Below are 25,992 nucleotides of genomic sequence, written 5' to 3' on the forward strand. Positions count from 1 at the left end.
CCTTAGTTAGGAAAAAACTTATACTAATGCCTTTTTAACATTGAGTTTAGTAGAGTTTAATACCACTTGGGCTAATGCCTTTACGCCAATCTTCATACCAAGTTCATCAATATCAAATTTTTCATTATGATGACCGGCTGCAAGGGTTGTTCCCACGACACCGTAGGTTGCCAATCCCCCGTTGCTCTTGACCTTTTCCATCATGTAGGTTGCATCTTCAGAACCAGAACTTTCATTTGAAAGTAAATGAACTTGACTGATTTCTTCTATATTTTGAATGGCTTCTTGCACAAATTCTGCCAATTCCTCACTACAATCGATCGATTTAGCTTCTCCTACGATGTCAATGTTTACATCCACCTGATGAGCCATTGCTGTTCCTTTAAGAATATTGATGGCATTGGATAAGATATATTCATTAACCTCAGGGGTATCGCCTCGGGTTTCAATCTTGAGTTTTGCAGACGACGGAATAATATTTCTTCCTGTTCCTGCGTTTAAGACACCAACGTTGATTCGAGAATTACCGTCGCCATGGCGGGAAATTCCGTGTAAGTTAAGGACCGCTGATGCCGCAGCAAGTAAGGCATTTCTGCCTTCTTCCGGACATTTGCCTGCATGGGAAGCGATTCCAGTGAAGGTGACATCGATTTTAGTGGTGGATAGGTAGCCGTTATTGGCGCACACATATTCTCCCAGCGGCACACCGGTGCCAATATGATTGGCAAGGAAAACGTCCACATCATCTAGAACACCAGCAACCACCATTGACTTTGCTCCGCGGACGCCCTCTTCTGCCGGCTGGAAAATCAGCTTAATTTTCCCTGAAAGTTGATCCTGAATTTGCGAAAATAATTTCGCCAATCCTAATCCGATTGAGGTATGGGCATCATGGCCGCATGCATGCATCATTCCTTCATTCACCGAACGAAATCCCATTGCAGCAGGTACATGTTCAGGAACGCCTGATTCCACTAAATCTAGCGCATCCATATCAAATCGCAGGCCAATCGTTGGACCAGGGCGCTTGGTATCTAGAATACCTACAACACCGGTATGACCGCCTTTTACATATTCCAGCCATTTTTCATTCGCTCCTTGCTTCAGCGCTCTTTGTTCATGCTGCCGTAATATCTCCTCTGGCGGAACACCCATTCTTGCATTGGTGTCAATGACTTGTTTCCCAATCTTCACATCATATCCCCATGCCTCCAGCTTTTCAGCAACTAATGAAGAAGTGCGGAACTCAAGCCAGCCCGATTCGGGATGTTTATGAAAATCCCTTCTCCATTCCACCATCTCAGAATAAATTTCTTCTATTAAACCATTAATCACTAAGTTCATTTCATCACCCATTTCATATAATTTTTTAGTTGCGATTACTCTGCTAAATGGCATGCCACAAAATGTCCTGGTGTCTTCTCTACTCTTTTCGGAACGGCTTGTTTACAAATGTCCGTTGCTAAAGGGCAGCGAGTATGAAAGTTGCACCCTGAAGGAGGATTAATAGGAGAAGGAATTTCTCCTTTTAAGATAATCTTTTCTTGTTTTATTTTTGGATTTGGATGTGGAATGGAAGATAACAAAGCTTTTGTATACGGATGAAGCGGATTGGCAAAAAGTTCATCTGTTTCGGCTTCCTCGACCATTTTCCCCAAGTACATGACACCAATTCGATCGGATATATGTCTTACTACACTTAAGTCATGTGCTACAAATAAGTAGGTCAGACCAAATTCTTCCTGTAAATCTTCGAGAAGATTAATAATCTGTGATTGAATGGATACATCAAGAGCCGAAACTGGTTCATCACAGATGACAAGCTTTGGGTTCACTACTAATGCACGCGCCAGACCAATCCTTTGTCGCTGACCGCCAGAAAATTCATGGGGAAAGCGATAATAAGTGTCTGCATGTAAGCCTACTTTTTCCAGAATGTCGAATACCCTTTCCATCCGTTCTTGACTGGTGCCAATATTATGAATCACCATCGGTTCTGCAATGCTGTCTCCAATCCTTTTTCGGGGATTCAACGAGGAATACGGGTCCTGAAACACCATTTGTAAATTTTGCCGTTGTTTTCTAAACTCTGAGTTTGATAGTTTAAAAATGTCGGTTCCCCCAAAAAACACCTCGCCATCCGTCGGTTCAGTCAACCGTAAAATGGTACGACCAAGAGTACTTTTACCGCAGCCAGACTCGCCCACCAATCCATATGTCTCGCCTTCATATAAATGAAAGGAAACATCATCGACTGCTTTCACATATTTTTTGGTGACCCCGATCGTATTTTTCACCGGGAAGTATTTTTTGATTCCTTTAATATCAAGAAGCTTCTCTCTTGCATTCCCTATTATTGGCCGGGCTTCAAAGGCGGCGGTTCCATAAGAACCGTTCCCATGGTCACTGTCCAGTTTCAATGCTTCATGTTGCATTCAATACAGCCCCCTTTATTGTTTGATGATGCCAGCACTTAATTCTTTTATTGTGATCCAGCGTTTCTAATTCTGGCTTTTCATTCATGCATTTTGCATCTGCAAAGGGGCACCTTGGAGCGAATCTGCATCCTTTTGGAATTTCATTTAGGGACGGAACCATTCCTTTAATAATGGCGAGTTTTTTATTTCGATCGCCTGAAAGCTGGGGTATCGAGCTGATTAACCCTTGTGTATAGGGATGAAGCGGATTTTCGAATAAGGATTCCACATCTCCTTCTTCCACCACTTCCCCTAAATACATAACAGTTACTCGTGTACAATGCTGGGCCACCACACCCAAATCATGGGTAATCAGCATAATACCCATATTTAATTTTTGTCTCAGACTGTCAATGAGTTCCAAAATTTGTGATTGGATCGTCACGTCCAATGCTGTAGTTGGTTCGTCTGCAATCAACAGTTTGGGCTGACAGGCAAGGGCAATGGCAATCATGACCCTCTGCCGCATCCCGCCTGAAATTTGATGAGGATATTCATGAACCCTTTGTTCAGGTGCCGGAATGCCAATTAATTTCAGCATTTCGATCGCTCGGTTGAAGGCCTCTTTCTTCGATAGTTTCTGATGGAGCATAATCGGCTCCATGATTTGATCTCCAATCGTAAAAACAGGATTGAGAGAACTTAAGGGGTCTTGAAAGATCATAGAAATATCATTTCCCCTTATCTTCCTCATTTCAGAATCCGATATTTTTAAAAGGTTTTTTCCTTCAAAATTAATTTCACCATCATAGGTCGTTACCCCTTTTTCTTCAAACAATCGTAAAATCGACTGTGCTGTCACACTCTTTCCGCATCCAGATTCCCCAACAATGGCTAACACTTCACCACGGTCGACATGAAAGGAAATCCCATCAACTGCTGTAACCTTCCCTCTTTCGGTTCGGAAATGAGTCTTAAGGTTGTTTACTTCTAATAAATGGTCACCCATTTTTCGCATCCTCCTTTCAAAACTAGCTTTCGGAAACCTAGCTTGTTCGATTATTTCTTGGCATGGTTTGTATGCGGGTCTAACAAGTCTCTCAACCCATCACCAAACAGGTTCAAGCCTAATACACTTAAAATAATGGCCACCCCTGGGAAAAAGGTCATCCACCAAGCATTAAAAATAACCAATTTGCCATCAAAAAGAATATTGCCCCAGCTTGGGTCGGGAGCTGGTACACCCACACCTAAAAAGCTCAAACCGGCTTCAATAATAATCGCATCGGCGAAGATAAAGGTAGAGTAGACAATTAATGGGGAAAGAGTATTAGGTGCTATATGCCCCCAAATAATTCTCATGGAGGAAGCCCCTTGTGCCTTCATCGCTTCAATATAGGTTTGTTCTCTTACTACTAACGCTGCTGAACGTACTACCCGAGCAACATAAGGAGTAAAGACTGCGGCCAAAGCAATAATGACATTGTCAATTTTCGTTCCTAATGCTGCCATTAATGCGATTGCTAATAAAATAGCAGGAAAAGCCATTAATCCATCACAAATCCTCATCAAAACATGATCTAATACCTTATAATAAGCGGAATATAGACCGATAATCATGCCTAACACCGATGTAATGATGGCAACAGAAAGTCCAACACCCATAGAGGCCCTTGCCCCGTATACGACTCGTGCAAATAAGTCCCGGCCTAAGTTATCTGTTCCAAAAAGATGATCTGCACTTGGAGCTTTTAATCTGCTAGTCACTACCATTTCATAGGGAGTATAGGACGAAAGTAAAGGTCCCAATAAGGTAACCAGTAAGGTAAAAAGGATAATGACACTTCCGGTAACCGTCAATTTATTGGAAAAAAACCGGCGGACGAACAAACGTCTCCGTTCTCGGTTAATATCTCGCCTAAAATCGCTTAATTCTCGTCTCTTTTCAACAGCTACTTCCATTCGATTTCCTCCAGTCAGAGCAAATTTTTTACGATTCTTTCTTTAGTCGTACCCGTGGGTCGATGACTCCATAAAGTAAATCAACTAATAAATTGATTAATACATAGGTTAAAGTAACCATTAAAACCGTACCCTGGATGACCATGTAGTCTCTCCGTTCAACGGAATTGATGATTAATTGGCCAATGCCAGGAATATTAAATACAGTTTCGGTAACGGCAGCCCCGGCAACAAGCGTTCCAAAGGTTTGCCCAATAACTGTTAAAATCGGGATAAAGGCATTTCTTAACGTGTGCTTATAGATGACTTTTCTCTCATGAAGTCCTTTTGATCGAGCTGTTTTAATAAAGTTTAAATTCAACGTTTCGACCATGGAAGACCTAGTCATCCGGGCAATAAGTGCGGCTTGGCCGGTACCTAAGGCAATGGCTGGCATAATCAGATATTTAATATGCTCCCAAAATCCGGCGCTCAATGGCTTATACCCAGCTACCGGAAGCCACCTTAAGTTAATTGCCAAAATAATAATTAAAAATAATCCGAAGAGGAAATGGGGGATAGAAATGCCCAGCAAGGAAAGGCCCATAAAAGTTTGGTCAGTTGCAGTTCCCCGCTTTCTAGCAGCCATAATTCCTAAAGGCAAGGCAATAAGAATAGCTGTAATTTGAGACAAAATGGCTAGTGATATGGTAGGACCAAGATGTTCTAGGATCGCCTCTGTTACCGGTTTGTCCATAAAAAATGATTCGCCCAAGTCTCCTTGGAAAACACCTTCAACCCAATGGAAATATTGCTGGTAAACGGGGTCGTTTAGTCCTAGATCATCTTGCAATTGCTTGACATCTTCGTGACTTGCTTCAGGACCAAGTATCACGGCTGCAGGGTCTCCTGGTGTTAAATGGATAATCATGAAAACGACAATCGATACGATGAGAAGAACAGGAATAAGAGAAAGAATTCTTTTTAAAATATACGATTTCAAATTAAACAAGCCTCCTTTTGCAGAGTATGTAACGGAAGATAACAAGTAGGGTTTATACTAGTAAAGGGCAAACCTCACTGCACAATTTCCAGATTTAGATGTTTGAACATCCTTCCGGTCATTGTCTTACTCGTGAGGTCGCCCCTTACCAGTCAACCTCTTGTTATTCTAAGAAGTTATTATTTTGTTAGACTTGTATTCCATAGGATCATACCTTCGAAATAAGTGTTTCCTTTAATTTCGTTATTTCGATAGACATGGAAGGTATAATAATCACCGATTTTAATGTAAGGTACATACTCTTTCCAAGCATATTCCTGCATTTCTTCCCATTTGGCATAAGCATCCTTATCAGATGCAGCGGTACGAATTTGTTCTGTGAATTGTTGAAGTTTCTCATCCGCCGGCCAGCCTGCGTAATTAGGGTCTAATGGTAGCGTTTGAGTTGGCAAAGATACTGGAGAAAATCCAGTAATAAATGCATCCCAAGCAGCCGGATCATTCCGTTTCGAAGTTAATGTTGCCCAGTCCACGACGTCCAATTTCACCTTAATTCCAATCGCTTCTAACTCTTCTTTCAAGACAACAGCAGAATTATAACTATACTCATAATCCCTGGTTGTTAGAATACGGATCTCTTCTCCCTTATAGCCTGATTCACTAAGTAACTGTTTAGCCTTTTCTTTATTATTTTGGTTATAATACTCTTTCCCGGCATCTGTGTACCACTTTTTCTGGTCTTTATACATTAACCCATTATCTAATCGGTAAAATTTCTTATTCCCAAACGCCCCAATCAATACGTCTTTATTATTAATCCCTGTGTTTACTGCCTGACGAAGTTTTTCGTCCGTAAATGGCCCTTGTTTTTTGTTAAATACGAAGGACAGACCCCCATATAAATTTAAGATTGGTTTCATATCAGAGGAACTGCTAATTTGTTCATAGTTATCAGAAGGGATTTGGTACGCAATCTGATATTGACCTGTTGTAATTCCACCTAGTCTAGTAGAGCCATCAGTAACAACTTCAAAAATAATGTTATCTACCAAAGCTTCCTTTTTACCTGCTAATCCATCAGATGGTGCATCTACAGGTTTGTAATCATCATATTTTGCCACTTTAATATATTGGTCTGGTTTCCATTCAACAAATTTAAATGGTCCGGTCCCGACAATTTCGGTTATCCCGTCCTTTGGAGCATTGTCAATAATTTCCTTCGGCATGATGCCAGCAAACTGGTTGGTGGAAGCAATGACATCTAATACACCAATGGTTGGCTTTTCAATTTTTAATTGAACCGTATATTTATCTACTTCCTCAAATTGACCTTTTCCAATCGCATTAGCAGCCCGTGTTGATTTGGTTAACCAGCGGTTCATCGATGCAACTACATCTTCTGCTGTCATCTCTTTACCATTATGGAATTTAATCCCTTGTCTTAATTTGAAGGTATATGTTAAACCATCCTTACTTACGTCATAGGATTCTGCTAACATCGGCTGCACTTCATAATCCGGGTTTAACACCAATAAGGTTTCAAAGATGTGTCTGGCGATTTCTTTGGTAGCAGTGGTGGTAGAGATTTGGGGATCTAATGTTGGCGGCTGGGCATCAATCGCAACGTGAAGATTTCCCCCTTTTTTCGTTACAGCCTCACCGCTAGCGGATTTCGTTTCTTTGTCTGAATCACTACTGCACCCGATTAAGGCTATTGAGAGCAATAACAGACATGTGATTAACCAACTGAGCTTTTTAAACGTTTTTGTCATAAATAAACCCCCTTTTTTATTTAAAAATTCGGAAATCGGTATGTTGGATTTAGAACTATTCTTCTAAGTTAACATCCGTTTTCCAATTCTTACTAACAGTTGAACGGCTAGCGGCAGAACAGCCTCATCAATATCAAATTTGTGATGATGGTGAGGCGCCGGTAATGGGGAACCAATATTCATATAAGTTCCCTTTCCTCCTTTATCTTGAACCCTTTTAATAAGGAAGGAAGCATCTTCACTGCCTAGGCTAATGTCACAATCTTCTTTGAAAGAGGTAAATCCCTCTATTTGCTTTGCCTCTTCGAGTACCACGGAAACTAACTCTGGATCAGGATGGATTGTGGTCGCTTCACCAATGATGTCTATCTTAGAGGTTAATCCGTGCATCAAGGCACTATGTTCGACAATTGATTTCACCCGTTCTTCTAGTTCGTCTTTTATTTCTGCTTTATCAGAACGGACATCAATGACCATAGAAGCTTCGCTCGGAATAATATTTGCCGCTGTTCCGCCTTCTAAAATTCCTACATTCACCCGAGTGGTCCCACCGCTGAATCGAGGGATGGCATGGATATTTAATAGAGCAGTAGCTGCTCCTAGTAAGGCATTACGGCCTTTTTCAGGAGTACCGCCAGCATGGGATGGAACACCGTAAAAATAGGCCTTCAATTTGGAAGAAGCTAAAAATTTTGAATTTCCTCCATGAACTTCACCTAGTGGCAAATCTAATCCAAGGTGGGAGCAAAAGAGAAAGTCCACGTCATCGACAATCCCTTTTTGGGACATCGCATATCCGCCTCGTCCTCCTTCTTCTGCAGGTTGAAAAATCAATTTCAAGGTACCAGCAAACTCTCGGTATGCTAATCTTTCAGCTAGTAATAACCCAATGGCCGTATGGCCGTCATGCGCACAAGCGTGCATAATTCCAAAGTATTCAGAGGAGAATTCTTTCGAGTACGGATAATGATCCTCATCCCTGCTCTCATGAATAGGTAGTGCATCCATATCAAATCGGAAAGCTACAGTAGGCCCTTCTTTTTTTCCTTTTAATTCTCCTACGACTGCGGTATTGCCGCCTTTCATTCTTTCAATTATTTCCAAATTGGCTCCGTAGTTTATTGCCCTTGCATACGCCTCGTCCAATTCTCGTTTAGATGGAACTCCACGACGAGAGTCAGAATCGATTGCATCCTCGCCATATAAAACGTTAAACCCTAAAAACTTTAGGACCCCAACCACTTTTGAAGCGGTTCTGAATTCAGTAAAACCCAGTTCAGGATAACGATGAAAATCTCTTCTTAAATCTATGACATTCACGTAGAATCCCTCCTTACTCTTGAAAAATAGGTAAAATAATGGTATAAATTAGAATCATGTGAGATATTTTGACAATAGTTTTTTAAGTTATTAGAATATTACCAAAGTTAAGATAATAAATAAAATTAGTTTTATAAATATTGATAATGAGTTTTTTTAATCATTGAATTAATAGAATAGAATGTTAAACTGAATTCTCTTCTTGCTTTAGAAAAAGCGTTTCTGCTATGTACAGAAACGCTTTTTTGTTTAATTTATTTATTCGCTTTTATAGTGGAAATTTCTAACTGTTGATAAATAAAAATAATCCGTCCCAATTACGTTTGGAGCGGATTATTTTCTTTACTAATTTGGATACTGAACAGCGTTTCGTAGTATATTTCCTATTTTTTATCACCTCTATTTATAGAAGAAGCTGGCAATCATGATCAGGTTTGAGACACGGTATTTTATGTTCCCTGTATGTTTATTAGCCAAACAAGCCTTTATAAACTTCCTTTTTTGACTTCTGAACCGATTTTTCATAAAGTATCAACCCTTTCTATTATTTTTTAATTTATTTGGCTTCGGCCTTGTGTTTATTTTCTATAATTCTCGTTTTTTTATCACTGGACTGTTTTAAAACTACTATCACTAATTCCTCCTTTCGAGTTAAGTTATTATCTCTACTCCGTTCCCCTTGACTGTTGTCATTATAGACAAGCAATCTATTAAAATATGTCGATTTATCTGGGATTATTAACTCTTAACTGAATTGTTAACTCTCTTTAATAAAAGAAAAACTTGTAATCAAGTAGTAGTTCATTCTTAAACTTTGGTCCTATGTTTAAAATGGGGAAAAGTACAAACACTTTCAATTTTCTCACATATAATAATGAAAAGATTCGAGGTGGACTATGGATGATGGAAATAGTTGTTCTGTTTACTATAGAGGAGGCAGAGACCCGAATCCAAAACAGGATCAATGAGATCATAAATAACAACGATCAACTAAATTATGAAAAACTCCCTGGGCTAATTGAGGCCTTAAAAATAATACTAGAAAGTAAAAGAGCGGAGAATTAACCGATTCTCCGCTTTTTTACGAAAAAATAATGCATACTTTGGCTTCATTGAGAATTTATATTTTATTTATCCAACTAACGCAACCCGTTCGTTTAAAGTACAACTAAATATTGTAAAATATTCCTCCTTCAGATTGGCACGAACGTTTATTCGTGTATAATTATAATATGCTTATCAAAGGAGGAACTTTTTATGAATTCAATTGAATTAATTATATTAAATTTAAATGAAGTTAGAAGAAGAAGCATAAAAGTCTGGAGATCTATTCCTGAAGAAAAACTAAGTTGGAAGCCAGATAATGAAGCAATGAATTGCCTAGAAATGATCAGACACGTACTGGAAAGCGAACATTATTATCACCTTGCACTTAAAAATCAAGGAAGTTTATCCGTTTTTAATTCCCCTTTTGAAAACAGGCCTTTTACTTCTGTAAATTCTGAATTGGAATTTGCCGAACCCTATCGTAATCAATTCATAAATACAATCAGATCATTTTCTGAAGAAGACTTAACAAATATTAAGATTGACCGTTCTGATGCAGGATACATAAGGGACCTAGGGGATATGCTCCTACGCATTGCGTATCACGAATCTGTTCATACTGGTCAGTTATTAGATTATTTAAGAACGGCAGGTGTTCCAATAATCCGTATCTGGGATTAGTGCGTAATATAGGTGCTTTTACTGTTGTGAAGCACCATTTTTATTGCGTATTGTTTTTTTTAGTGTCCCTCTTCAACTCCCCGTTAGTGCAAAAAGGGTCGCCGCAGCAATCCTTTCTTACACTCAAGCACCCGTTTGTTTAAGATATGCGAGTTTGTCTGTCTGTTAGGCAATTATTAAGAATGGAATAGCTTAGATTTGGCAAAGCGTTACTCCAAGGAGTAACGCTTTTTTATTCTTGTTCAGCTAACCTGACTATAAAAAAAACTATGTTCCTTTATAATGTCGAATGCAATTGCTTCCTCTTTTATTTTAAAATGTGCAGGAATATACATGTTTTTTTCCTCTCAGAATCTTTACTTATCATTAAACCTTAAAATTCTCTATAAGATAACCATTTTTTTAACCATGGTCTTTATTAATGACAGCTTCCTCATCTAATACAATTTGGTCCTCTGATACAGTTGCTTTTTTTGATACGGGAGCATTTTTGCCAAATATAACAGAAAAGACAACAATCACTGCTATTACAAGAGTGAAAAATGTGATGGATTCATGGAGGAAAACTATTGCAAATAGTATCATCAAAAATGGTTGTAAGTATTGAATCTGACTAACTCTTGCTATTCCGCCCATAGCCATTCCGCTATACCAAGCAACATATGCTAGAAATTGACTAACCACTGCGAGATAAATAAAGCTGACCCAAGCTTGTAAAGGAGCATGTAGCATTTCAGTTGTAAGGTTTAGCCCAACTGGAATAATGAAAAATGGGGCACCAATCATAATCGCCCAAGCAATTACTTGCCAGCTTCCTAATTCTTTTGCTAGTTTCCCACCTTCTGCGTAACTAAGTCCAAGTATAATCACTGCTGCTAGTAAAGCTAAATCCGCAAAATGTAATTGCCCGAACCCTAGATGCAGTGCATACATAATAACTGCAAAAGAACCGATTATACTGAAAATCCAGAATTTAAGAGAAGGGACTTCACCAGCTCTAAACATTGCAAATCCTGCTGTGGCTAATGGCAACAGGGCTAATTCCACAGCACCATGAGAAACAGGCAAGGATTCCATTGCCCAAGAGGTGAGGAGAGGAAATCCTAAAACTGCACCAACAGCAACAATAAGTAAACTTTTGAATTGGCGAGGAGAAGGTAGTTTTTCTTTACGAACAATCAATACAACAGTAACTAAAATAGCGGCTGCAACGGTTCTTCCTAAACCGACGACCGTAGTCCCAAAATACTCTACTGCCACTCTTGTAGAAGGGAGCGTTAAGCTAAAACAAATGACACCTACTAATCCCATAAATAATCCAAATTTCTCTCTGGTCTCTCTCTGCATTTTATCCTACCCCTGTCTTTTTATTTTGTATCATATCTGTACCATTTTCTACTTTTATTAAAAAACAGTTCTGATATAATCAAAATAATAACGGGTACACTCAATAAAAATAAACCATTTTTTTACCCTTCTGTCCTGGTTCAGTTAAAAGGAGGATCAAAGATTTGAGCCCAAAATATAATAGGATAATGGAAGAAATTAAGCTTCGACTAGGGGATGGATCGCTCCGTGCAGGTAGTAAACTCCCTTCTGTTCGTCAGCTATCTGAGCATTTTTCATGTAGCAAAAACACGGTCATTAAAGCGTACGAGGAACTAGAAAAAGAGCATTTAATTTATTCTGTCCCTAAAAGTGGCTACTTTGTTTTGAATGAGTATCTAAATGCGAAGGATGAAAATGAGGTAATTGATTTTTTGTCTGCTGGTCCAGATAAAAACGTTATGCCTTATCTTGAGTTTCAACATTGTATGAATCAAGCAATTGAACAATATAAAGAAGAGCTTTTTACATACTCCGATCAACAAGGCCTTTACTCATTACGAGTACAGTTAGTGAAATATTTGGAGAATTTACAGGTGTTCACTCAACCTGAAAGATTAGTCGTTGTATCTGGTTCGCAGCAAGCCCTTAATTTATTAGTTTCTATGCCATTTCCCAATGGAAAAAACAATATTCTAATTGAACAGCCTACTTATTTTGGATTTATTGAGTCCATCAATCTGCACCAAGCTACCACTTTTGGAATTGAGTTATCGATGGAAGGGATTGATCTTGATCGGCTGGAATACATTTTTAGAAACAATGATATTAAATTTTTCTATATTATCCCAAGATTTCACAATCCACTTGGACATTGTTACACAAACAGTGAAAAGAAAAAAATCGTTGAGTTAGCTGAAAAATACGATGTATTTATAGTGGAAGATGATTTTTTAGGAGACCTTGAACCAAATGCAAAATCAGATCCTTTATTCTCTTTTGAACCTTCTGGGAGAGTTATTTATATTAAAAGCTTTTCGAAAATTTTTCTCCCAGGGTTAAGAATTGCTACTGTCGTTCTTCCTACATTAATGATTAACAATTTTTTACGATATAAATTTAGTTCGGATTTTAATAGTTCAGCACTTTCTCAAGGTGCTCTTGAAATTTATTTAAAAAGTGGGATGTTTAATAGCCATTTAAAAAAAATAAAAGAGGTATACCGTACTAAAATGCAAATCCTTCAAGAAGCGTGTGAATTATTGCTACCCGCTAATACTCGTTTTTCTAAACCGACTTCAGGATTCTATCTAACCATCAATTTGCCCGAAAATGTGACAGCAAAACAGCTAGTCCATATGCTAAACGAAGAGCATATTTATGTTGATGACGCCTCTAGAATGTTTTTACCAGAATATAAAAAGGATAATCTCCTTCGATTAAGCATCTCTCAAGTGAAAGAAAGTCAAATTAAACTAGGGGTGGAGCGATTGGCTCACTGTATTGCTTTAATTGACAGTAGAAAAAATCATATTGCTCCAAATAACTTTTTACTTTTTTAGAATGGGTATGTTTATATAGAAGTTAGCGTTAGGATTTAGCGATTTCCAACGTTATTAAAATAGGTTAATCCTCGCGCTTCTTGCCATTTCCTTTTGGGATACCATAAGTTTGGACCCCTTTTCGCAACAACCCATTGTGTTTTACAGCCGTTAGTTATTAAAGGAAACTGATTGTAGTGATAAAGCCGCCTGCTGTCGGATCCGATTTTCAATTAACCTCTTTAGTTGAAGTAAAGTACTAGCAAATTAGAAGCATAATATTAAAACTTGCGAACTTATGTACTATATGTTAAAAATGATGTACGCCCATTAAGGGTTCAGTATATTTTAAAGGAGTGTTATCAATGAATAAAACAGAACTTGTGAGTCAAGTGGCTCAAACTTCCGAACTAACTCAGAAAGATGCTGGTAAAGCTGTAGATGCAATTTTCAATTCTATATCGCATGCATTAGAGAATGGAGATAAAGTTCAATTAATCGGTTTCGGTAATTTTGAAGTTCGTGAACGTGCTGCTCGTAAGGGACGAAACCCGCAAACTGGTGAAGAAATTGAAATCCAAGGTGGCAAAGTACCTGCATTTAAACCTGGGAAGCAATTAAAGGATGCTGTAGCTGGTAAATAAGTAATCTTATTACATAACAAAAAAGTGATGGTCTTTATCCATCACTTTTTATTTGCACTCAACATTGTTAATCAACTAAAGCACCCGTTGAAGAAGAAATTCTAATCTTTAGTACCTTTTGTTAATTCTTCGCGTAATTTTTTTATCTCATCTGTTTGGTCTAAGATATTATTATTCACTTTTCTTAAAGCATCATAAACCGCAAAAATTCCCGCAAATATTGAGAATCCGACCAGTAAATCCATTTTCACACCTTCTTCAATTAATATATTAAATTAATAATAACCATGTTTGGGTAATTTTGTAATATCAAATTGGTCTTCGTTAAAACTAAACTCCCTATTCAATAAGAAATAAGGAATCGCTTTCCCTATACTAATTAAAAACTATTTCTTTTTTGCAACGCTTTAACAGCTAAATGTTCTTCCTCTTTTTTTACATAAATATCATATTGTGTATTATCCTTAAATCGAGTAATTCGGCTATCAATGCCTCTGTATGGAGTCTCAATTTTTAACTTTATTCCTTCTGTTTTTAATATTGCAATTATCTTAAAGTATTCCTCATTACCGTATGCAGTGTAAATTAATTTCCAATTCTTGTTCAATAAAGTTTGAATTAATGAAATAAAAAGGAATACTAAAGCGAGAATACCAACTCCTATATACATTCCGTTTATTCCCCCTCGAACTTCCAATAATATCAATATATTTCTGTAAATATTATGTAATTCCTCAGTGAACTAACCCGCTCAACAGAATTCACTGCCAGTGGATATAAAGCAAATAGAAATGGCGCAGGAATTCTTCCTGCGCCATTCTTTTATTACCAGTATATTGAAATTAAATTTCTACCAAACTATTTGCGGAAAGATATTTCCCCACTGGTCGACCAACGATCCCACCTTCAAGATCAAATACAAGCTGCCCTCTCACAAATGTTTTCGTGACACGACAATTAATGGTTCGGCCAATATAAGGGCTGTGTGGATGACGGTAGTATAAATCTTCCTTCTTCACCTGATAGGATTGATTCGGGTCAAGCAGGATGATATCTGCATCTTTATCCAATTCAATGCTGCCCTTTTGTTTCAAGTTAAATCTCTTCGCTGGATTTGTGGCAATCAGTTGAGCAAAACGGTGAACAGATAGGCCACGCTTCTTGACCGCTTCGTCAAACATCAAATCAACGTTATTTTGACAGCCTGAGATGCCTCCAAAGATTTCAAAAATATTGTTGGTGTCACTTTGCTTCATTTCTGGCGGACACGGGGAGTGATCGGATGTTAGGAAATCAATTTTCCCATCCAAAAGTGCTTCCCATAATTTCTCCTGCTCTTCTTTTTCGCGTAATGGCGGCGCACATTTCGCTACAGGGCCAATTTTTTCAAAGGCTTCTAAATCCATCGTGAAATAGTGGGGACAGGATTCCAACGTCACATCCTGGCCTTCCTCGCGGGCTTTTATTATCTCCTCTACCGCTTGCCTGCTGCTGATATGAACAAAGTGGAGTTTGCATCCCGTTTCTTTTCCTAAAAATAACGCCTGTCTTACAGCATCAACTTCCGCTATAACAGGTCTTGACTCCACATAATCCCTTATCGTTACCTTGCCTTGCTTGATTTTATCTAAGGCATATTGATCTGTGAACTCAGCATTTTCCGCATGTATCGATAAAAAATGCCCCAATTCAGCCAATTTCTTCATGCCTTGATAAAGGGTGTAAACATCCACGTTTTTAAAGTCCCCTACTACATCACTGCCCGTTGTCGCCATGAAGCATTTATAGGCGGCAACTCCCTCGTTGGAAAGATCCTCTAAGTCCTCGATGTTCCCGGGTACTAGTCCCCCGTATAGAGCGTAATCCACATAGGCTTTATTTTCCGCACATTTTAATTTACCTCTAAGTGCTTCTTTATTTGTTATAGCTGGAAGTCCATTTAAAGGCATATCAACAATAGAAGTGGTTCCGCCGGCGGCCAAGGCTTTTGTTCCTGTTTCAAACCCCTCCCAATCTCTCCCCGGCTCAGAAAGATGAACATGGGCATCCACCATCCCTGGCATGACATACTGACCAGCTGCATCGACATATTCTTTGGCAGAATCGTTAATATGTTGGGAGATCTCGATAATTTTGCCATCCTTGATACCGATATCGACTTTTTCAACAGAGTCCTTTAAAACGACACTTCCATTTTGGATCACCAAATCAAACTTCATTTCCCCTCATCCTTTCTATTTATATAAAGACTCTTTTCTAAAATATTGTTGCTTAAGGCTCATTCAAAAAAAAATAGAGGGAGAAATTCCCCTTATTTAGGAAAATGGCTGTAAATTAGCTGAAATAGAAGGAGGAATTTCCCTTATTTGATTTTAAACCGCTAAAATCGGGAGCTTTTTATTGAATAACGGAAAAACCTCCGCTTATTTTTTACTAAATAAACTCCATTTTGCAAATAACGGAAAAACTTCCGCTTATTTATTACTTCCAAGGGTGCCAACCCATAATCAAGCTTTTTCGCAGAGTGAAGCTCATTCCAACCACTACTTTTTTGCATAACAACAAAGTTTACGAAAACAGCCTATATTGATGTTAAAACACCCTGCTCTATCACTCTATTTCGTTTTCCACACTTGTAATCCCAACACCTAAACAAAAACCATGGAGGTGCAGTTTAAGTTCGGTTCAATTGACTTTTAGGTGTTAAATCTATTCTTCAAAAATGGTTCCTTTTTTAAATACAGATTGTTTAAATCCATATTTATTCAGCAAGTAGTAAGAAATTCCGCCCACCACTAATCCAATCGGCCAGCCAAGATCGACAACAGTAAAGGCACTGGCTGCGCCAAAGACCATGGCGATCACTGCAGCCATATTTAACCCGCTGAACTGACCATTCGGATTGTATAATTCATTAATATCTACCTTTTTCTTCCGCAATAGGATATAGTCAACGACTAATATTGCCGTGATTGGTGCTAAGAAGGCAGAATAGGTAAGGATAAAGATTCGGAGTCCATCTGATGAACCAGGCTGAATCAATTTCCAAGGGAATGATACCATTGCAAGCAAGCCTGCAATAACGACTGAAACTTTATATTTTACTTTTGTAAACAATTGAATGATGTAGGCTGCCGGAACAATGTTGGCAATCAGGTTAACAGCAACAGCTCCAAGAACAACGAAAAAGGAAACGATGAACGTAATATAATCATTGTTAACAATTTTTGCGAACGCTTGAACAGGGTTCGCAAGACCTGTTGCAGCAGCAAGCATGACGCCAAGACTCATGACCGTAAAATACGTTACCGTAACCGGAGTAAAGTACATGAGAAACCGTTTAGGTGCTGTTACTCCTACTTTTAATTCACGTGAATAATCAGATGCACTTAGGAAAAGCGCAGCGTAGTTTCCTAGGAAGGCCATAGTGAATGACCAGAATGGGAGTCCCCATGTTCCTTTTGCTTCTACCCAGGTTGAATGAATGACTGCACTATGGTCTTTTAAAACTACTACAGCCGCATAAATAAATGATGACATTAGGACGATGGCAATTAGGGAGTTCAACCACTTAATAGTGTGGAAACCTTTTAAAGATAAAACAATTTGGATGACTAGAAGAATAACAAAACTAATAGGAATACTATCAATTTTTCCACCAGTTGCAATTCTGATAATTTCACTTAATCCGGTTGCTCCAATCCACGACTGAAACCCATACCAAACGATTGCAGGAACGCCTCTCAGGATGGACGAAAGAATGGCTCCCTTCATCCCAAACGCCATTCTTAAATGAATGACATACGGTACACCATTGCGATAGCCAAAACTGTCATTCATTAGAAAAGCAGCACCGATAATAGTTGTTGCAATAAGCAACGAAACCATCGTTTGCATGAAATTCATGGTTGCGGTTCCCGCCACAACCAATCCCGTTCCAATCGCCATATTGCCTAAACTTACTCCATCCCCTGTGAACGCCAGTCCAAAACTTAGTGGACTCATGATTCTTTTTTCAGGGTCATTTGGCCGTAAACTTTCTTCTACTCCTGTAATGTCATATCCTTGTATTGGTTGACTTTCTTGATTTGGTTGAATTACTGGACTTGTCATCATAGCTCCCCCTTTATTTTAAAAAGTGATACTTATGACCAGATTTTTGTTGAGAATTTCATTACCACCTGAAGTTCCCGTAAAATATGGGTTCTAGCTAGTCCATCCACACCACTTTCTTATGGCAACTCATTGATTCTTGTATGTGCTCATACATCCTTATAAAGCGTTTTCATTCCTTGCTGCACTATCAGCCCAGAGAATAAGCTTGTTTACTAATCTTCCAGATGATGACCAGCATGGTTTAATTTATTGGTGTACGGTTGCCCTAGAAAACAATGCTCCCCACCCTTTTACTTTGGCAGGATCTACATCTACCATTTTTAAACATTCCCAAATAAGCACATTAATCGTGTCGTACATCGGCATGTTGTATTTTTCTTCATAATAATTAACCCTAGCAACTGGAGGAAAATTCGTGCAAACAATGCTTAAAGCATCTGCAGGAGAAACAGTCACTTCGTTAATTTGCTCTTCAATTCTTTCCTGAGGTACCAAACTAAACGAACGATTGTGTGTAATATTGAGTCCGGAACTATTCACCGTTTCTATTCCACACTCATTTTTGTATTGTTCCGCAATTAATCTATTAATTTCAGAAATATACGGAGTGACAAGGTGGACGGATTTAATATCATGCTCTTTAAATGCTCTTATTTGCGATAACATGGACGTGGTTGCCGGGATTCCTGTTCTTTTCGTAATCTCTTCGCATAGCTTTCGGTCTACATCAAAGCCGATCCATCCGCCTGATGTTCCATTCCAAGCAATCACATCGACTTCGGCGTGTGCCAGTAATTCTGCCGCCCGAAGCATGGGTTCCATATTGAATTGACTTAATGAATCCTGCTCCAGTGAGATTTTCGTCACTTCGAACCGGCTATAATGACAAGTTACCTCCGGAACTTCATGCAGCATTCTCGAGCAAATCGGCTCCAAAGCTGTGTTCGATGATGGTGTCAGCATTCCGATTTTTTTAGGTTCGTTCATATTGATTTACCTCCTGTAATTTATGGTTTATTTTTTTTAAAATAAAGCGCTATCAACATTGCCAATTTTCCTTCCTAAATATCTAGCACCGATTGGAGTGATGTTCCCAGCCCAATCAGTGTAATACCCTTCCTCTTCCAGTTCAGTTAACACAAACGGAATCCATTGGCCCCAGGTATTTTTATTTTCACCAAAGATAGCAGAATCGACGTGATCCTCTTCACCGTCAGGCCAGCCGTATGTATACCAGAATGTAAGGTTTTGTGGATCATAAATCTCGGTACTGACGGTACCGCTTTGAAGACCATGATTGGAAATTGACTTTTCGTGCGGTGATCCTGGGTCAGGCGTTCGATCACTAATTAGTTTTTTCATCGTTTCTACATCAATTTGTGATACGTTTTCTTTTAAGAGACTCATTGCTCGATGATAACGGAATTCAGAGGAATCAAAATGAATGGTATTTCCTCTTTTGCTATCATCGAGTGGTACCATCAGATCAGTTTCCCACCTATTCGCCCTTGCTGCTATCCCTTTGTCTTTGCTTGTGAATGTTTCGGCCACCGTAACCGTCATATAGCCAACTTCTACAACAGCCATGTTCCCATTCCGATCCGCAAAAAGGTAATTTCCCTGGGTGCCGAATCCTTTTGGATTCTCTTTCACAAATGTGATGGCCTCATCGACCGTCGAAACCGTTGCTCCCATTTTTAAAAACCAATCAACTGCATCTAATTTTTCAGGATCTTCCCCTTCTTTCGGAACAACCCATGCTCTCGTCCAGGAAAAACCAGTTTCATTCATCCCCCTATCCGAACCGATATCAACCAGTTCCCCGGAAGAGTCTTTAATCAGGCAAGGGGTATGCACAAATTTATATCCCCCGTCTTTTGGGATGGTAACAACGACAGGTTTTCTCGGACCTTCGAGGTAAGGATTATCACTGGTAGATGCCAAAAACACACGCCTGCCAAGAGTCGCTGTACCAGTTGCTCCCATTATCGTACAAGCGGCTAATACCGAGTGATCGGAGCCAAAAATAAGAAGAATGGCCCCTACTATTACTAGGTTTAAGATGATTTTCACTTTTCTCCCCCTTAACTTTAAAAATATTGAATATTCGATTAATTGGATTATAATTAAAATTAAGTTATTACGGAAATACTGATTTTTTATATGTCCTATAAGTCAATGCTTATAGGTATAAGAAAGAGGGAATCCTATGGACATTGAGCAAATGTATCGTATTTTTTTAACTCTCTCGAAGGATAAGAATTTTTCTAAAGTAGCAGAAAAATTACATATATCCCAGCCTGCTGTCAGCCAACATATTAAAAACCTGGAAAAGTTGTACAATGTTCCATTATTTATTCGCTCGAAGAATATTTCATTGACTCCTGCAGGCGAAACATTAGTAACCTATGTGGAGAAAATTCTCTCATTATATGACGAATCATTCCTCGCCACCCAAGAACAACAAACTAGTAATAACCCAATCAAAGTGGGGACAAGTTTAACGATTGGTACCTATTTTCTTCCAAGAATTATCTCCCAGTGTAAGAGGTATATGGAAGATAATGTTATTCAAGTGAAGGTTGGGAGAACGAAAGAAGTTATTGGAAAACTATTAAATGATGAAATTGATGTGGCACTTATCGTGGAGGAAGTAAAAATGAATTCGCTGATAGAAGAACCATTCGCGGAAGACGAGATTGTGTTAATCCTCTCACCGGATCATCCTTGGGCGCAAGACGATGAATTAGGGATCAAAGAGCTGCTTGAGGCAAATTTCATTATTATGGAGATTGGTTCTCATAAGCTTGCGGAGAATACATTGAGACAGCTTGGGATAGAATTTACTCCCTCGAATTCGATGGAAATCGGGGATACTGAGGCAATGAAACGGACAGTAGAAAATGGGTTAGGAGTAGGAATTGTATTTTATTCGGCTGTTAAAAATGAAGTGCAAAAAGGTACTCTAAAAGTCATGAGAATTTCTGGACATAATATGTTGCAAAAATTTTACTGGGTGACAAAACCCACCATATCTGCGAATAAAAATGTCGATATGTTTAAGGAAATCATTTTTTCTAAAAATACACATGTTACTTCTGGCTAAAAAAAATTAATTAGGATTTTTAGATATCATTAATAACAAGAACCAACAAATAGCACTGCTTTTACATCGTCCTTAACCTCCTTCTTCCTAAATCTAAGAAGCCGGATACACTAGACGTATCCGGCTTTTTAGGCTTAATCACTTTCGCTTTCATCTTTATCAATATCTTACTAAATTTATTTTGAAGAATTATCATAATTGCAAGTTAAAGAAAACCTGTCCATCCATCAATTCTTCATAGCGAAGCTGCGCCTTCTCTCCGGTTTTGACAAGTCCAGCAATATACCCTTCTTTTTCATTTCCCACGTACATTTCAAATGAAAAGTCTGGATCAGTTGTACCATATGCATCACCAGAATAGATGTCTCCACTCTCGCTGACCATCTTAAAATTCATGATTCCATCAATGTTAAAGGATAAATCTTGTGTTTTTGATTCAGTGAATTTTACTTTTGCTTTAACCAGTACCCATTCATATCCTTCTGGTGCTGGCTCATTGAATTCGTTCATTGCTTTTAATTTTTGAAAAGCTGCGTCACCACGAGTGACTTCCTCCATCGTTAAATCAAATTTGATGGGAAATGACTCTCCTGCATCATTGTACAATTCATCATCCACAGTTGCTGTTTTTTGAAATGGTACTGGGTTGGTGCGAGAACCTAGTTTTGATACCGTTTGCTCTTGCTTCTTTTCCTCATTCTTCTTTGGCTGTTCTTGTTTTGCGGCGTCTGTATTCTTGACTGCCACATCTTTCGTGTCTTGCCCGCACGCAGCTAGTGCAAGAATGATTATTAAGGATACTAAAAATAACCCCATCTTTTTCATAACTGTTTCCCCTTTTCTATTTTTTATCTAATGCATCTGGATAAACGATTTGGTCAAATACGTTTTGAGTCGCCTGGTCTTTAATATTGATGGTAACTTTATATTCTTCCGGCTTCACTCCATTAAATAATTCATACATCATCCCTGACATCCCGAGACCCAGTGCGGCGAATCCATCGAAGCTGTTTTCGTAAGCTGCTTTGTCTACTACAAGAGTAAATTCAGAGAAATCATCCTTGTATGTTATGTCTTTAATAGATTGAAAATCTTTACCGGTTTTGGCGTCATTGATCGTTTGGATGACAGTCGTTTTCATTTCCTGCATCATTTCTTTATGTTTCGATTTTGACATTTTGTAAGTGACCGAACCGTCTGCATTTTTCGTAGCAGTGATTCCCTCTTTTTGTGCATTTGCCACTACTTCGTCAACGTTTTGATCTTCAAACATGGTGGCCGGCAAAGTGATGGTGACACTCAATAGTCCTTTATCAACATTCACGGCCTCACTTTTTGTTTTTTCTGTTTCCTTAGGTTGTTTGTCTGTTTTTTCAGCTGAACATGAAACTAAGAATAGCAACATCGCCGCTAGAAAAAGACTTGTCAATTTTTTCATGCTTGTTCTCTCCCCTTTTAAATTATTATTTTTTAAAAATTAATTAGATTAACAGATAAAGAGGGACAATCTCTTTATGGTGAATTTATGAAATAATAAGTTTTTCAAACCTATCCAATTTCATCCCTTTCCACTAAATTTCCAACCTGTTTCCATTTTAACGCAAAAGAAAAAAACAGGCTTACCATAAATGGTAAACCTAATAAATACTAAGTATTCCCGAATCAATTCGCTGCATGTTGAACTCACGGTCATGTCGTGAAGTAGCACAACTGGCCATATACTTCTCATAATGACCGGGGCCATAGCTTTTTCAAAAGTTCGGGCGTTATGATCCTCCCATAACTACCGGGACGACCGCTCTTTCAACAGTTTGGGCGTTATGGTCCTCCTTATAACTACCGGGGCGAACCCCCTTTTTACAGTTCGGGCGTTATGATCCTTCTTATAACTACCGGGACTATCACCTCTTCGACAGTTCGGGCGTTATGAACCCTCCATAACTACCGGAACGATCGTCTCTTCTACAGTTCGGGCATTATGAACCTCCCATAACTACCGGAACGATCGTCTCTTCTACAGTTCGGGCATTATGAACCTCCCATAACTACCGGAACGATCGTCTTTTCTACAGTTCGGGCGTTATGAACCTCCCATAACTACCGGGACGATCGTCTTTTCTACAGTTCGGGCGTTATGAACCTCCCATAACTACCGGGACAATCGCTCTTTCAACTGTTTGGGCGTTATGAATCTTCAATACTACCGGGACGATCGCTCTTTCAACAGTTTGGGCGTTATGAATCTTCAATACTACCGGGACGAAGGCCTTTTCTACAGTTCAGGCGTTATGAACCTCCCTATAACTACCGTGACGATCGTCCCTTTTTCATGGACTCTGAGTTTTAGAATTACCATGTTCTTAGCATGCGGCAAAAGGCCCTTTTCTTAACAATTTCAATCGTACTGACACGTAACCCCGAATAAACATAATATTGCAATAACTGATGATAAAATTTGAGCAAGGAGTGATTATTATAAAGGAGGAGCAAAGCGGTGAAGTAGTAAAGGAAACCGCCTCAATACGGAGTAAAAGAATCGCAAGGAATTTTGGTATTTCCTTTACGGGAGCCATTTTCACTGGCTTTATTTTTGGGCTTTTATTGAGATTGGTGATGGGAATCATTGCGTTTTTCTTCCCGCATATGGCGAGTGGATTCCATTTTTCCGGGACATTGATGATCGTTATATTAGGAATTGCCGTAACACTGGCCAACAGTATCATTTACACGATTCTTTTTCAAACCTCAAGAATGCGCTGGGGACGAAAGGGATTTTACTTTGGTCTGCTTAGCTTAATAAGCTTTGGTACCCCTTTGTTTTTGTCAAATCCAAACAACGAATTATTTGGACCGCAAGCCCCATTAGGCATCTCATTGTTTTCGGCATTGTTTTTTATTGGGGCATTTCTTCTTGTATGGTCCATCGAACGTATAACCAAATGGATGGAGCAATCAAATGGCAGGCTGAAACTTGCTTATATAAGCTGTGCCATTCTAGTCATACCCGCAGCCGTCATGCTGGTCAATATGTTTCTTGAGATTTTTTATGAAATGATCCCTGCGATCATCGAAAACTTTTCAAGATAAGTAGGAAGCAGTATATTCTGGTTATCTATTTATACGGATTATCTAAGATGGATCGAATTTTATGTTAAAATCCGGATACCATGGTTGTATCCGGATTTTTATCTCATTCTATTAGTTGATAAGTGGACCTTATCCGCAAGTTGCGGGGACTTAAGCGTAAGTTGGTGGGCCTCATCCGCAAGTTGCGGCATCTTATCCGCAAGTTGGCGGACCCTATCGCAAATTGCGGGGACTTAAGCGCAAGTTGGTGGGCCTCATCCGCAAGTTCCAGGACCTTATCCGCAAGTTGGCGGACCCTATCGCAAGTTGCGGGGACTTATCCGCAAGTTGGCGGACCCTATCGCAAGTTGCGGGGACTTAAGCGCAAGTTGGTAGGCCCCATCCGCAAGTTGCGGCACCTTATCCGCAAGTTGCGGGGACTTAAACGCAAGTTGGCGAACCTCATCGCAAGTTGCAGAGCCTTATCCGCAAGTTGCGGGTCCTCATCCGCAAGTTCCAGGGCCTTATCCGCAACTTGGCGCCCGAAAATATCCCCCATCCAATGGCTGGGGGATTAATCTTTTTCTATCATGACTAATTCTCAACTTGCTTGTCTTCCCATGGTCTAAAGGAAAACGGAATTCCGACCTTTCTAGCCGTCAATTCATCATAGGAAACTAAATCTTTTTTTGATAACTCTTTTAAAGAGCGTTTTCCCATTGATCTTAATGCCATTTTCATTTCTTCAGTACAAGCTGTTAAGAATTTCTCCGCTGTTTTTTCCCCGTCTTCGGTTTTAAATTGATCCTTGAACTTGCCGTCATACCATATTGCTTGTGTAGGTGGTTCAAATGGAAGGGCATTCAATACTTGATCGTGTGCAAGAGCAAACAGCATGGCGGTGCCTACATATACAGCATCGACTCCGAGTGCAAGCACTTTTAAGAAGTGTCCGGGCACTAACATGCCTCCTGATACGATTAAACTAATTTTCCCCTTCATCTCTCTTTTTTCTAGATGGTTCACAGCTCTCACCACAGCATGTAAAGTCGGGATTCCAAAATCATCAAACAATATAGGCGGTGCCCCGTGCATGCCTGCTTGTCCGCCGTCAATGGTAATAAAATCCACACCCATAAAGAGTAAATGATCAAGGTCTTCTTCCATTTTTCCACCTGCGCCAATTTTGACACCTATGGGGACTCCACCAGATTGTACCCGAAGTTCATCCACAAGTTGTTTTAAATCTAACAATGTTTGATCTTCGAAAAAATTTTCATAAATGACTGCTTCTTCATTTTCCTTAAGTCCCATTACTTCACGGGCACGGCCTGTTAACCTTTGTGGCGAAATTTTTTCGCCCATTCCCGCTAAAGCGCCCTGGCCTAATTTAATTTCAATCATATCAGCACGCTTCAATAAGTGGTCTTCCTTTGCCCAATCTGTTTTAGAAATTTGTAAAATATACTTTCCCGCAGCGTTTAATTCTTCGGGTAGAATTCCACCTTGACCAGAGTTAATCGCCGTTCCTGTCTTATTTGCTGCTTTAGCCAAAGAAAGTCTAGCTTGTTCACTAAGTGAAATCCCAAAGCCCATTCCACTGATCATCAATGGAATTTCAATTTTCATTGGCTTTTTTGCCTTTGGTCCAATGGTAACGGTAACATCTACCTCATCTACACCATCAATGGGAAATGGTGATGTTTGTGCCGGGATAAAAGTAATGGGTTCCAAATGCGGCCATTTTTTTGCAGAGCCGCCGAGCGGGCGAAAAAGGACAGTTCCTGTTTCTGCCCGTAAGCTATTTTCCAGCACATTTTGAATGCCCATATGCCGAAGGCCAGGCATCAGTTCCATAATATTTTCTTGATAACTGTCAGATAAAATAATTTTACCAGCCAATTTCACTATTCGTTTCATCATCCAGCGCCAACCAATAAGCATGAATAGAAATATGACAAATAATAGGGACAGTAGTGCAAAAGTCAAATTAAATAAAATGTTCGCCATAG

Annotated in this window: 23 protein-coding genes and 1 pseudogene; 6 read left to right on the forward strand and 18 right to left on the reverse strand. The window is 39.2% G+C overall.

Going from position 1 to position 25,992, the window contains the following annotated elements; genetic code table 11:
- Nucleotides 1-18: 18 nt before the first annotated feature.
- From V5M37_RS16490 to V5M37_RS16520, 7 genes are all read right to left on the reverse strand, one after another.
- Nucleotides 19-1,398, reverse strand: coding sequence for an amidohydrolase (locus V5M37_RS16490; protein WP_423798262.1), 1,380 nt, complete (start codon nucleotides 1,396-1,398; stop codon nucleotides 19-21).
- Nucleotides 1,380-2,435, reverse strand: coding sequence for an ABC transporter ATP-binding protein (locus V5M37_RS16495; protein WP_423798263.1), 1,056 nt, complete (start codon nucleotides 2,433-2,435; stop codon nucleotides 1,380-1,382). Before V5M37_RS16495 ends, V5M37_RS16490 begins: the two co-directional genes overlap by 19 nt.
- Nucleotides 2,425-3,426, reverse strand: a complete 1,002-nt coding sequence (locus V5M37_RS16500) for an ABC transporter ATP-binding protein (protein WP_423798264.1) — start codon at nucleotides 3,424-3,426, stop codon at nucleotides 2,425-2,427. The genes V5M37_RS16495 and V5M37_RS16500 overlap by 11 nt, the downstream gene beginning before the upstream one ends.
- Before the next feature lie 50 nt (nucleotides 3,427-3,476).
- Nucleotides 3,477-4,379, reverse strand: a complete 903-nt coding sequence (locus tag V5M37_RS16505) for an ABC transporter permease (protein WP_423798265.1) — start codon at nucleotides 4,377-4,379, stop codon at nucleotides 3,477-3,479.
- 28 nt (nucleotides 4,380-4,407) lie between these two features.
- Entirely contained in the window at nucleotides 4,408-5,361 is a 954-nt protein-coding gene (locus tag V5M37_RS16510; protein ID WP_423798266.1) for an ABC transporter permease, read from the reverse strand.
- 179 nt (nucleotides 5,362-5,540) lie between these two features.
- Nucleotides 5,541-7,133, reverse strand: a complete 1,593-nt coding sequence (locus tag V5M37_RS16515) for an ABC transporter substrate-binding protein (RefSeq protein WP_423798267.1) — start codon at nucleotides 7,131-7,133, stop codon at nucleotides 5,541-5,543.
- Between the two features lie 63 nt (nucleotides 7,134-7,196).
- Nucleotides 7,197-8,453 carry an amidohydrolase gene (locus V5M37_RS16520; protein ID WP_423798268.1) on the reverse strand — a complete coding sequence of 419 codons (1,257 nt, stop codon included), beginning with the start codon at nucleotides 8,451-8,453 and terminating at the stop codon, nucleotides 7,197-7,199.
- A 900-nt stretch (nucleotides 8,454-9,353) separates the two neighbouring features.
- Between V5M37_RS16520 and V5M37_RS16525 the strand changes: the two genes are divergently transcribed.
- Together V5M37_RS16525 and V5M37_RS16530 are read left to right on the forward strand one after the other, a co-directional pair.
- Nucleotides 9,354-9,518: a hypothetical protein gene (locus V5M37_RS16525; protein WP_423798269.1), complete on the forward strand. Its 165-nt coding sequence runs from the start codon at nucleotides 9,354-9,356 to the stop codon at nucleotides 9,516-9,518.
- A 192-nt stretch (nucleotides 9,519-9,710) separates the two neighbouring features.
- Nucleotides 9,711-10,181 carry a DinB family protein gene (locus V5M37_RS16530; RefSeq protein WP_423798270.1) on the forward strand — a complete coding sequence of 157 codons (471 nt, stop codon included), beginning with the start codon at nucleotides 9,711-9,713 and terminating at the stop codon, nucleotides 10,179-10,181.
- Nucleotides 10,182-10,583: 402 nt separating this feature from the next.
- On the opposite strand, the gene V5M37_RS16535 is transcribed toward V5M37_RS16530, so the two are convergent.
- Nucleotides 10,584-11,528, reverse strand: coding sequence for a DMT family transporter (locus V5M37_RS16535; protein WP_423798271.1), 945 nt, complete (start codon nucleotides 11,526-11,528; stop codon nucleotides 10,584-10,586).
- 164 nt (nucleotides 11,529-11,692) lie between these two features.
- On the opposite strand from V5M37_RS16535, the gene V5M37_RS16540 reads away from it, so the two are divergent.
- Nucleotides 11,693-13,069: a PLP-dependent aminotransferase family protein gene (locus V5M37_RS16540; protein ID WP_423798272.1), complete on the forward strand. Its 1,377-nt coding sequence runs from the start codon at nucleotides 11,693-11,695 to the stop codon at nucleotides 13,067-13,069.
- 344 nt (nucleotides 13,070-13,413) lie between these two features.
- Nucleotides 13,414-13,692: an HU family DNA-binding protein gene (locus V5M37_RS16545; RefSeq protein WP_423798273.1), complete on the forward strand. Its 279-nt coding sequence runs from the start codon at nucleotides 13,414-13,416 to the stop codon at nucleotides 13,690-13,692.
- Between the two features lie 101 nt (nucleotides 13,693-13,793).
- On the opposite strand, the gene V5M37_RS16550 is transcribed toward V5M37_RS16545, so the two are convergent.
- The 6 genes from V5M37_RS16550 to V5M37_RS16575 all read right to left on the reverse strand — a co-directional run bounded on the left by V5M37_RS16550 (nucleotide 13,794) and on the right by V5M37_RS16575 (nucleotide 19,881).
- Nucleotides 13,794-13,937, reverse strand: coding sequence for a hypothetical protein (locus tag V5M37_RS16550; protein WP_423798274.1), 144 nt, complete (start codon nucleotides 13,935-13,937; stop codon nucleotides 13,794-13,796).
- Nucleotides 13,938-14,071: 134 nt separating this feature from the next.
- Nucleotides 14,072-14,362, reverse strand: coding sequence for a hypothetical protein (locus V5M37_RS16555; RefSeq protein ID WP_423798275.1), 291 nt, complete (start codon nucleotides 14,360-14,362; stop codon nucleotides 14,072-14,074).
- Nucleotides 14,363-14,534: 172 nt separating this feature from the next.
- Nucleotides 14,535-15,911 carry an allantoinase AllB gene (gene allB, locus V5M37_RS16560; protein ID WP_423798276.1) on the reverse strand — a complete coding sequence of 459 codons (1,377 nt, stop codon included), beginning with the start codon at nucleotides 15,909-15,911 and terminating at the stop codon, nucleotides 14,535-14,537.
- Between the two features lie 490 nt (nucleotides 15,912-16,401).
- On the reverse strand, nucleotides 16,402-17,805 hold the full coding sequence (locus V5M37_RS16565) for an NCS1 family transporter (RefSeq protein WP_423798277.1): 1,404 nt from the start codon (nucleotides 17,803-17,805) through the stop codon (nucleotides 16,402-16,404).
- A 249-nt stretch (nucleotides 17,806-18,054) separates the two neighbouring features.
- Nucleotides 18,055-18,795 carry a maleate cis-trans isomerase family protein gene (locus tag V5M37_RS16570; RefSeq protein ID WP_423798278.1) on the reverse strand — a complete coding sequence of 247 codons (741 nt, stop codon included), beginning with the start codon at nucleotides 18,793-18,795 and terminating at the stop codon, nucleotides 18,055-18,057.
- 36 nt (nucleotides 18,796-18,831) lie between these two features.
- Nucleotides 18,832-19,881, reverse strand: a complete 1,050-nt coding sequence (locus tag V5M37_RS16575; RefSeq protein WP_423798279.1) for a carcinine hydrolase/isopenicillin-N N-acyltransferase family protein — start codon at nucleotides 19,879-19,881, stop codon at nucleotides 18,832-18,834.
- 136 nt (nucleotides 19,882-20,017) lie between these two features.
- Between V5M37_RS16575 and V5M37_RS16580 the strand changes: the two genes are divergently transcribed.
- Nucleotides 20,018-20,914 (forward strand): LysR substrate-binding domain-containing protein, encoded by an 897-nt coding sequence (locus V5M37_RS16580; protein WP_423798280.1) that lies wholly within the window; start codon nucleotides 20,018-20,020, stop codon nucleotides 20,912-20,914.
- Between the two features lie 192 nt (nucleotides 20,915-21,106).
- On the opposite strand, the gene V5M37_RS16585 is transcribed toward V5M37_RS16580, so the two are convergent.
- Nucleotides 21,107-21,739: a hypothetical protein gene (locus V5M37_RS16585; RefSeq protein ID WP_423798281.1), complete on the reverse strand. Its 633-nt coding sequence runs from the start codon at nucleotides 21,737-21,739 to the stop codon at nucleotides 21,107-21,109.
- A 16-nt stretch (nucleotides 21,740-21,755) separates the two neighbouring features.
- Nucleotides 21,756-22,352, reverse strand: a complete 597-nt coding sequence (locus V5M37_RS16590) for a hypothetical protein (RefSeq protein WP_423798282.1) — start codon at nucleotides 22,350-22,352, stop codon at nucleotides 21,756-21,758.
- A gap of 1,028 nt (nucleotides 22,353-23,380) precedes the next feature.
- Here V5M37_RS16590 and V5M37_RS16595 point away from each other — a divergent pair.
- Nucleotides 23,381-24,001, forward strand: coding sequence for a hypothetical protein (locus V5M37_RS16595; protein WP_423798283.1), 621 nt, complete (start codon nucleotides 23,381-23,383; stop codon nucleotides 23,999-24,001).
- A gap of 296 nt (nucleotides 24,002-24,297) precedes the next feature.
- Here the strand turns inward: V5M37_RS16595 and V5M37_RS16600 are convergent.
- Both V5M37_RS16600 and V5M37_RS16605 read right to left on the reverse strand, forming a co-directional pair.
- Nucleotides 24,298-24,414, reverse strand: a pseudogene (locus tag V5M37_RS16600) (hypothetical protein); the annotation flags it as partial.
- A 160-nt stretch (nucleotides 24,415-24,574) separates the two neighbouring features.
- On the reverse strand, nucleotides 24,575-25,990 hold the full coding sequence (locus tag V5M37_RS16605; RefSeq protein ID WP_423798284.1) for an FMN-binding glutamate synthase family protein: 1,416 nt from the start codon (nucleotides 25,988-25,990) through the stop codon (nucleotides 24,575-24,577).
- Nucleotides 25,991-25,992: the final 2 nt, after the last annotated feature.

The organism is Neobacillus sp. SAB-20_R2A (assembly GCF_049568635.1).
GTDB lineage: Bacteria > Bacillota > Bacilli > Bacillales > Cytobacillaceae > Neobacillus > Neobacillus citreus.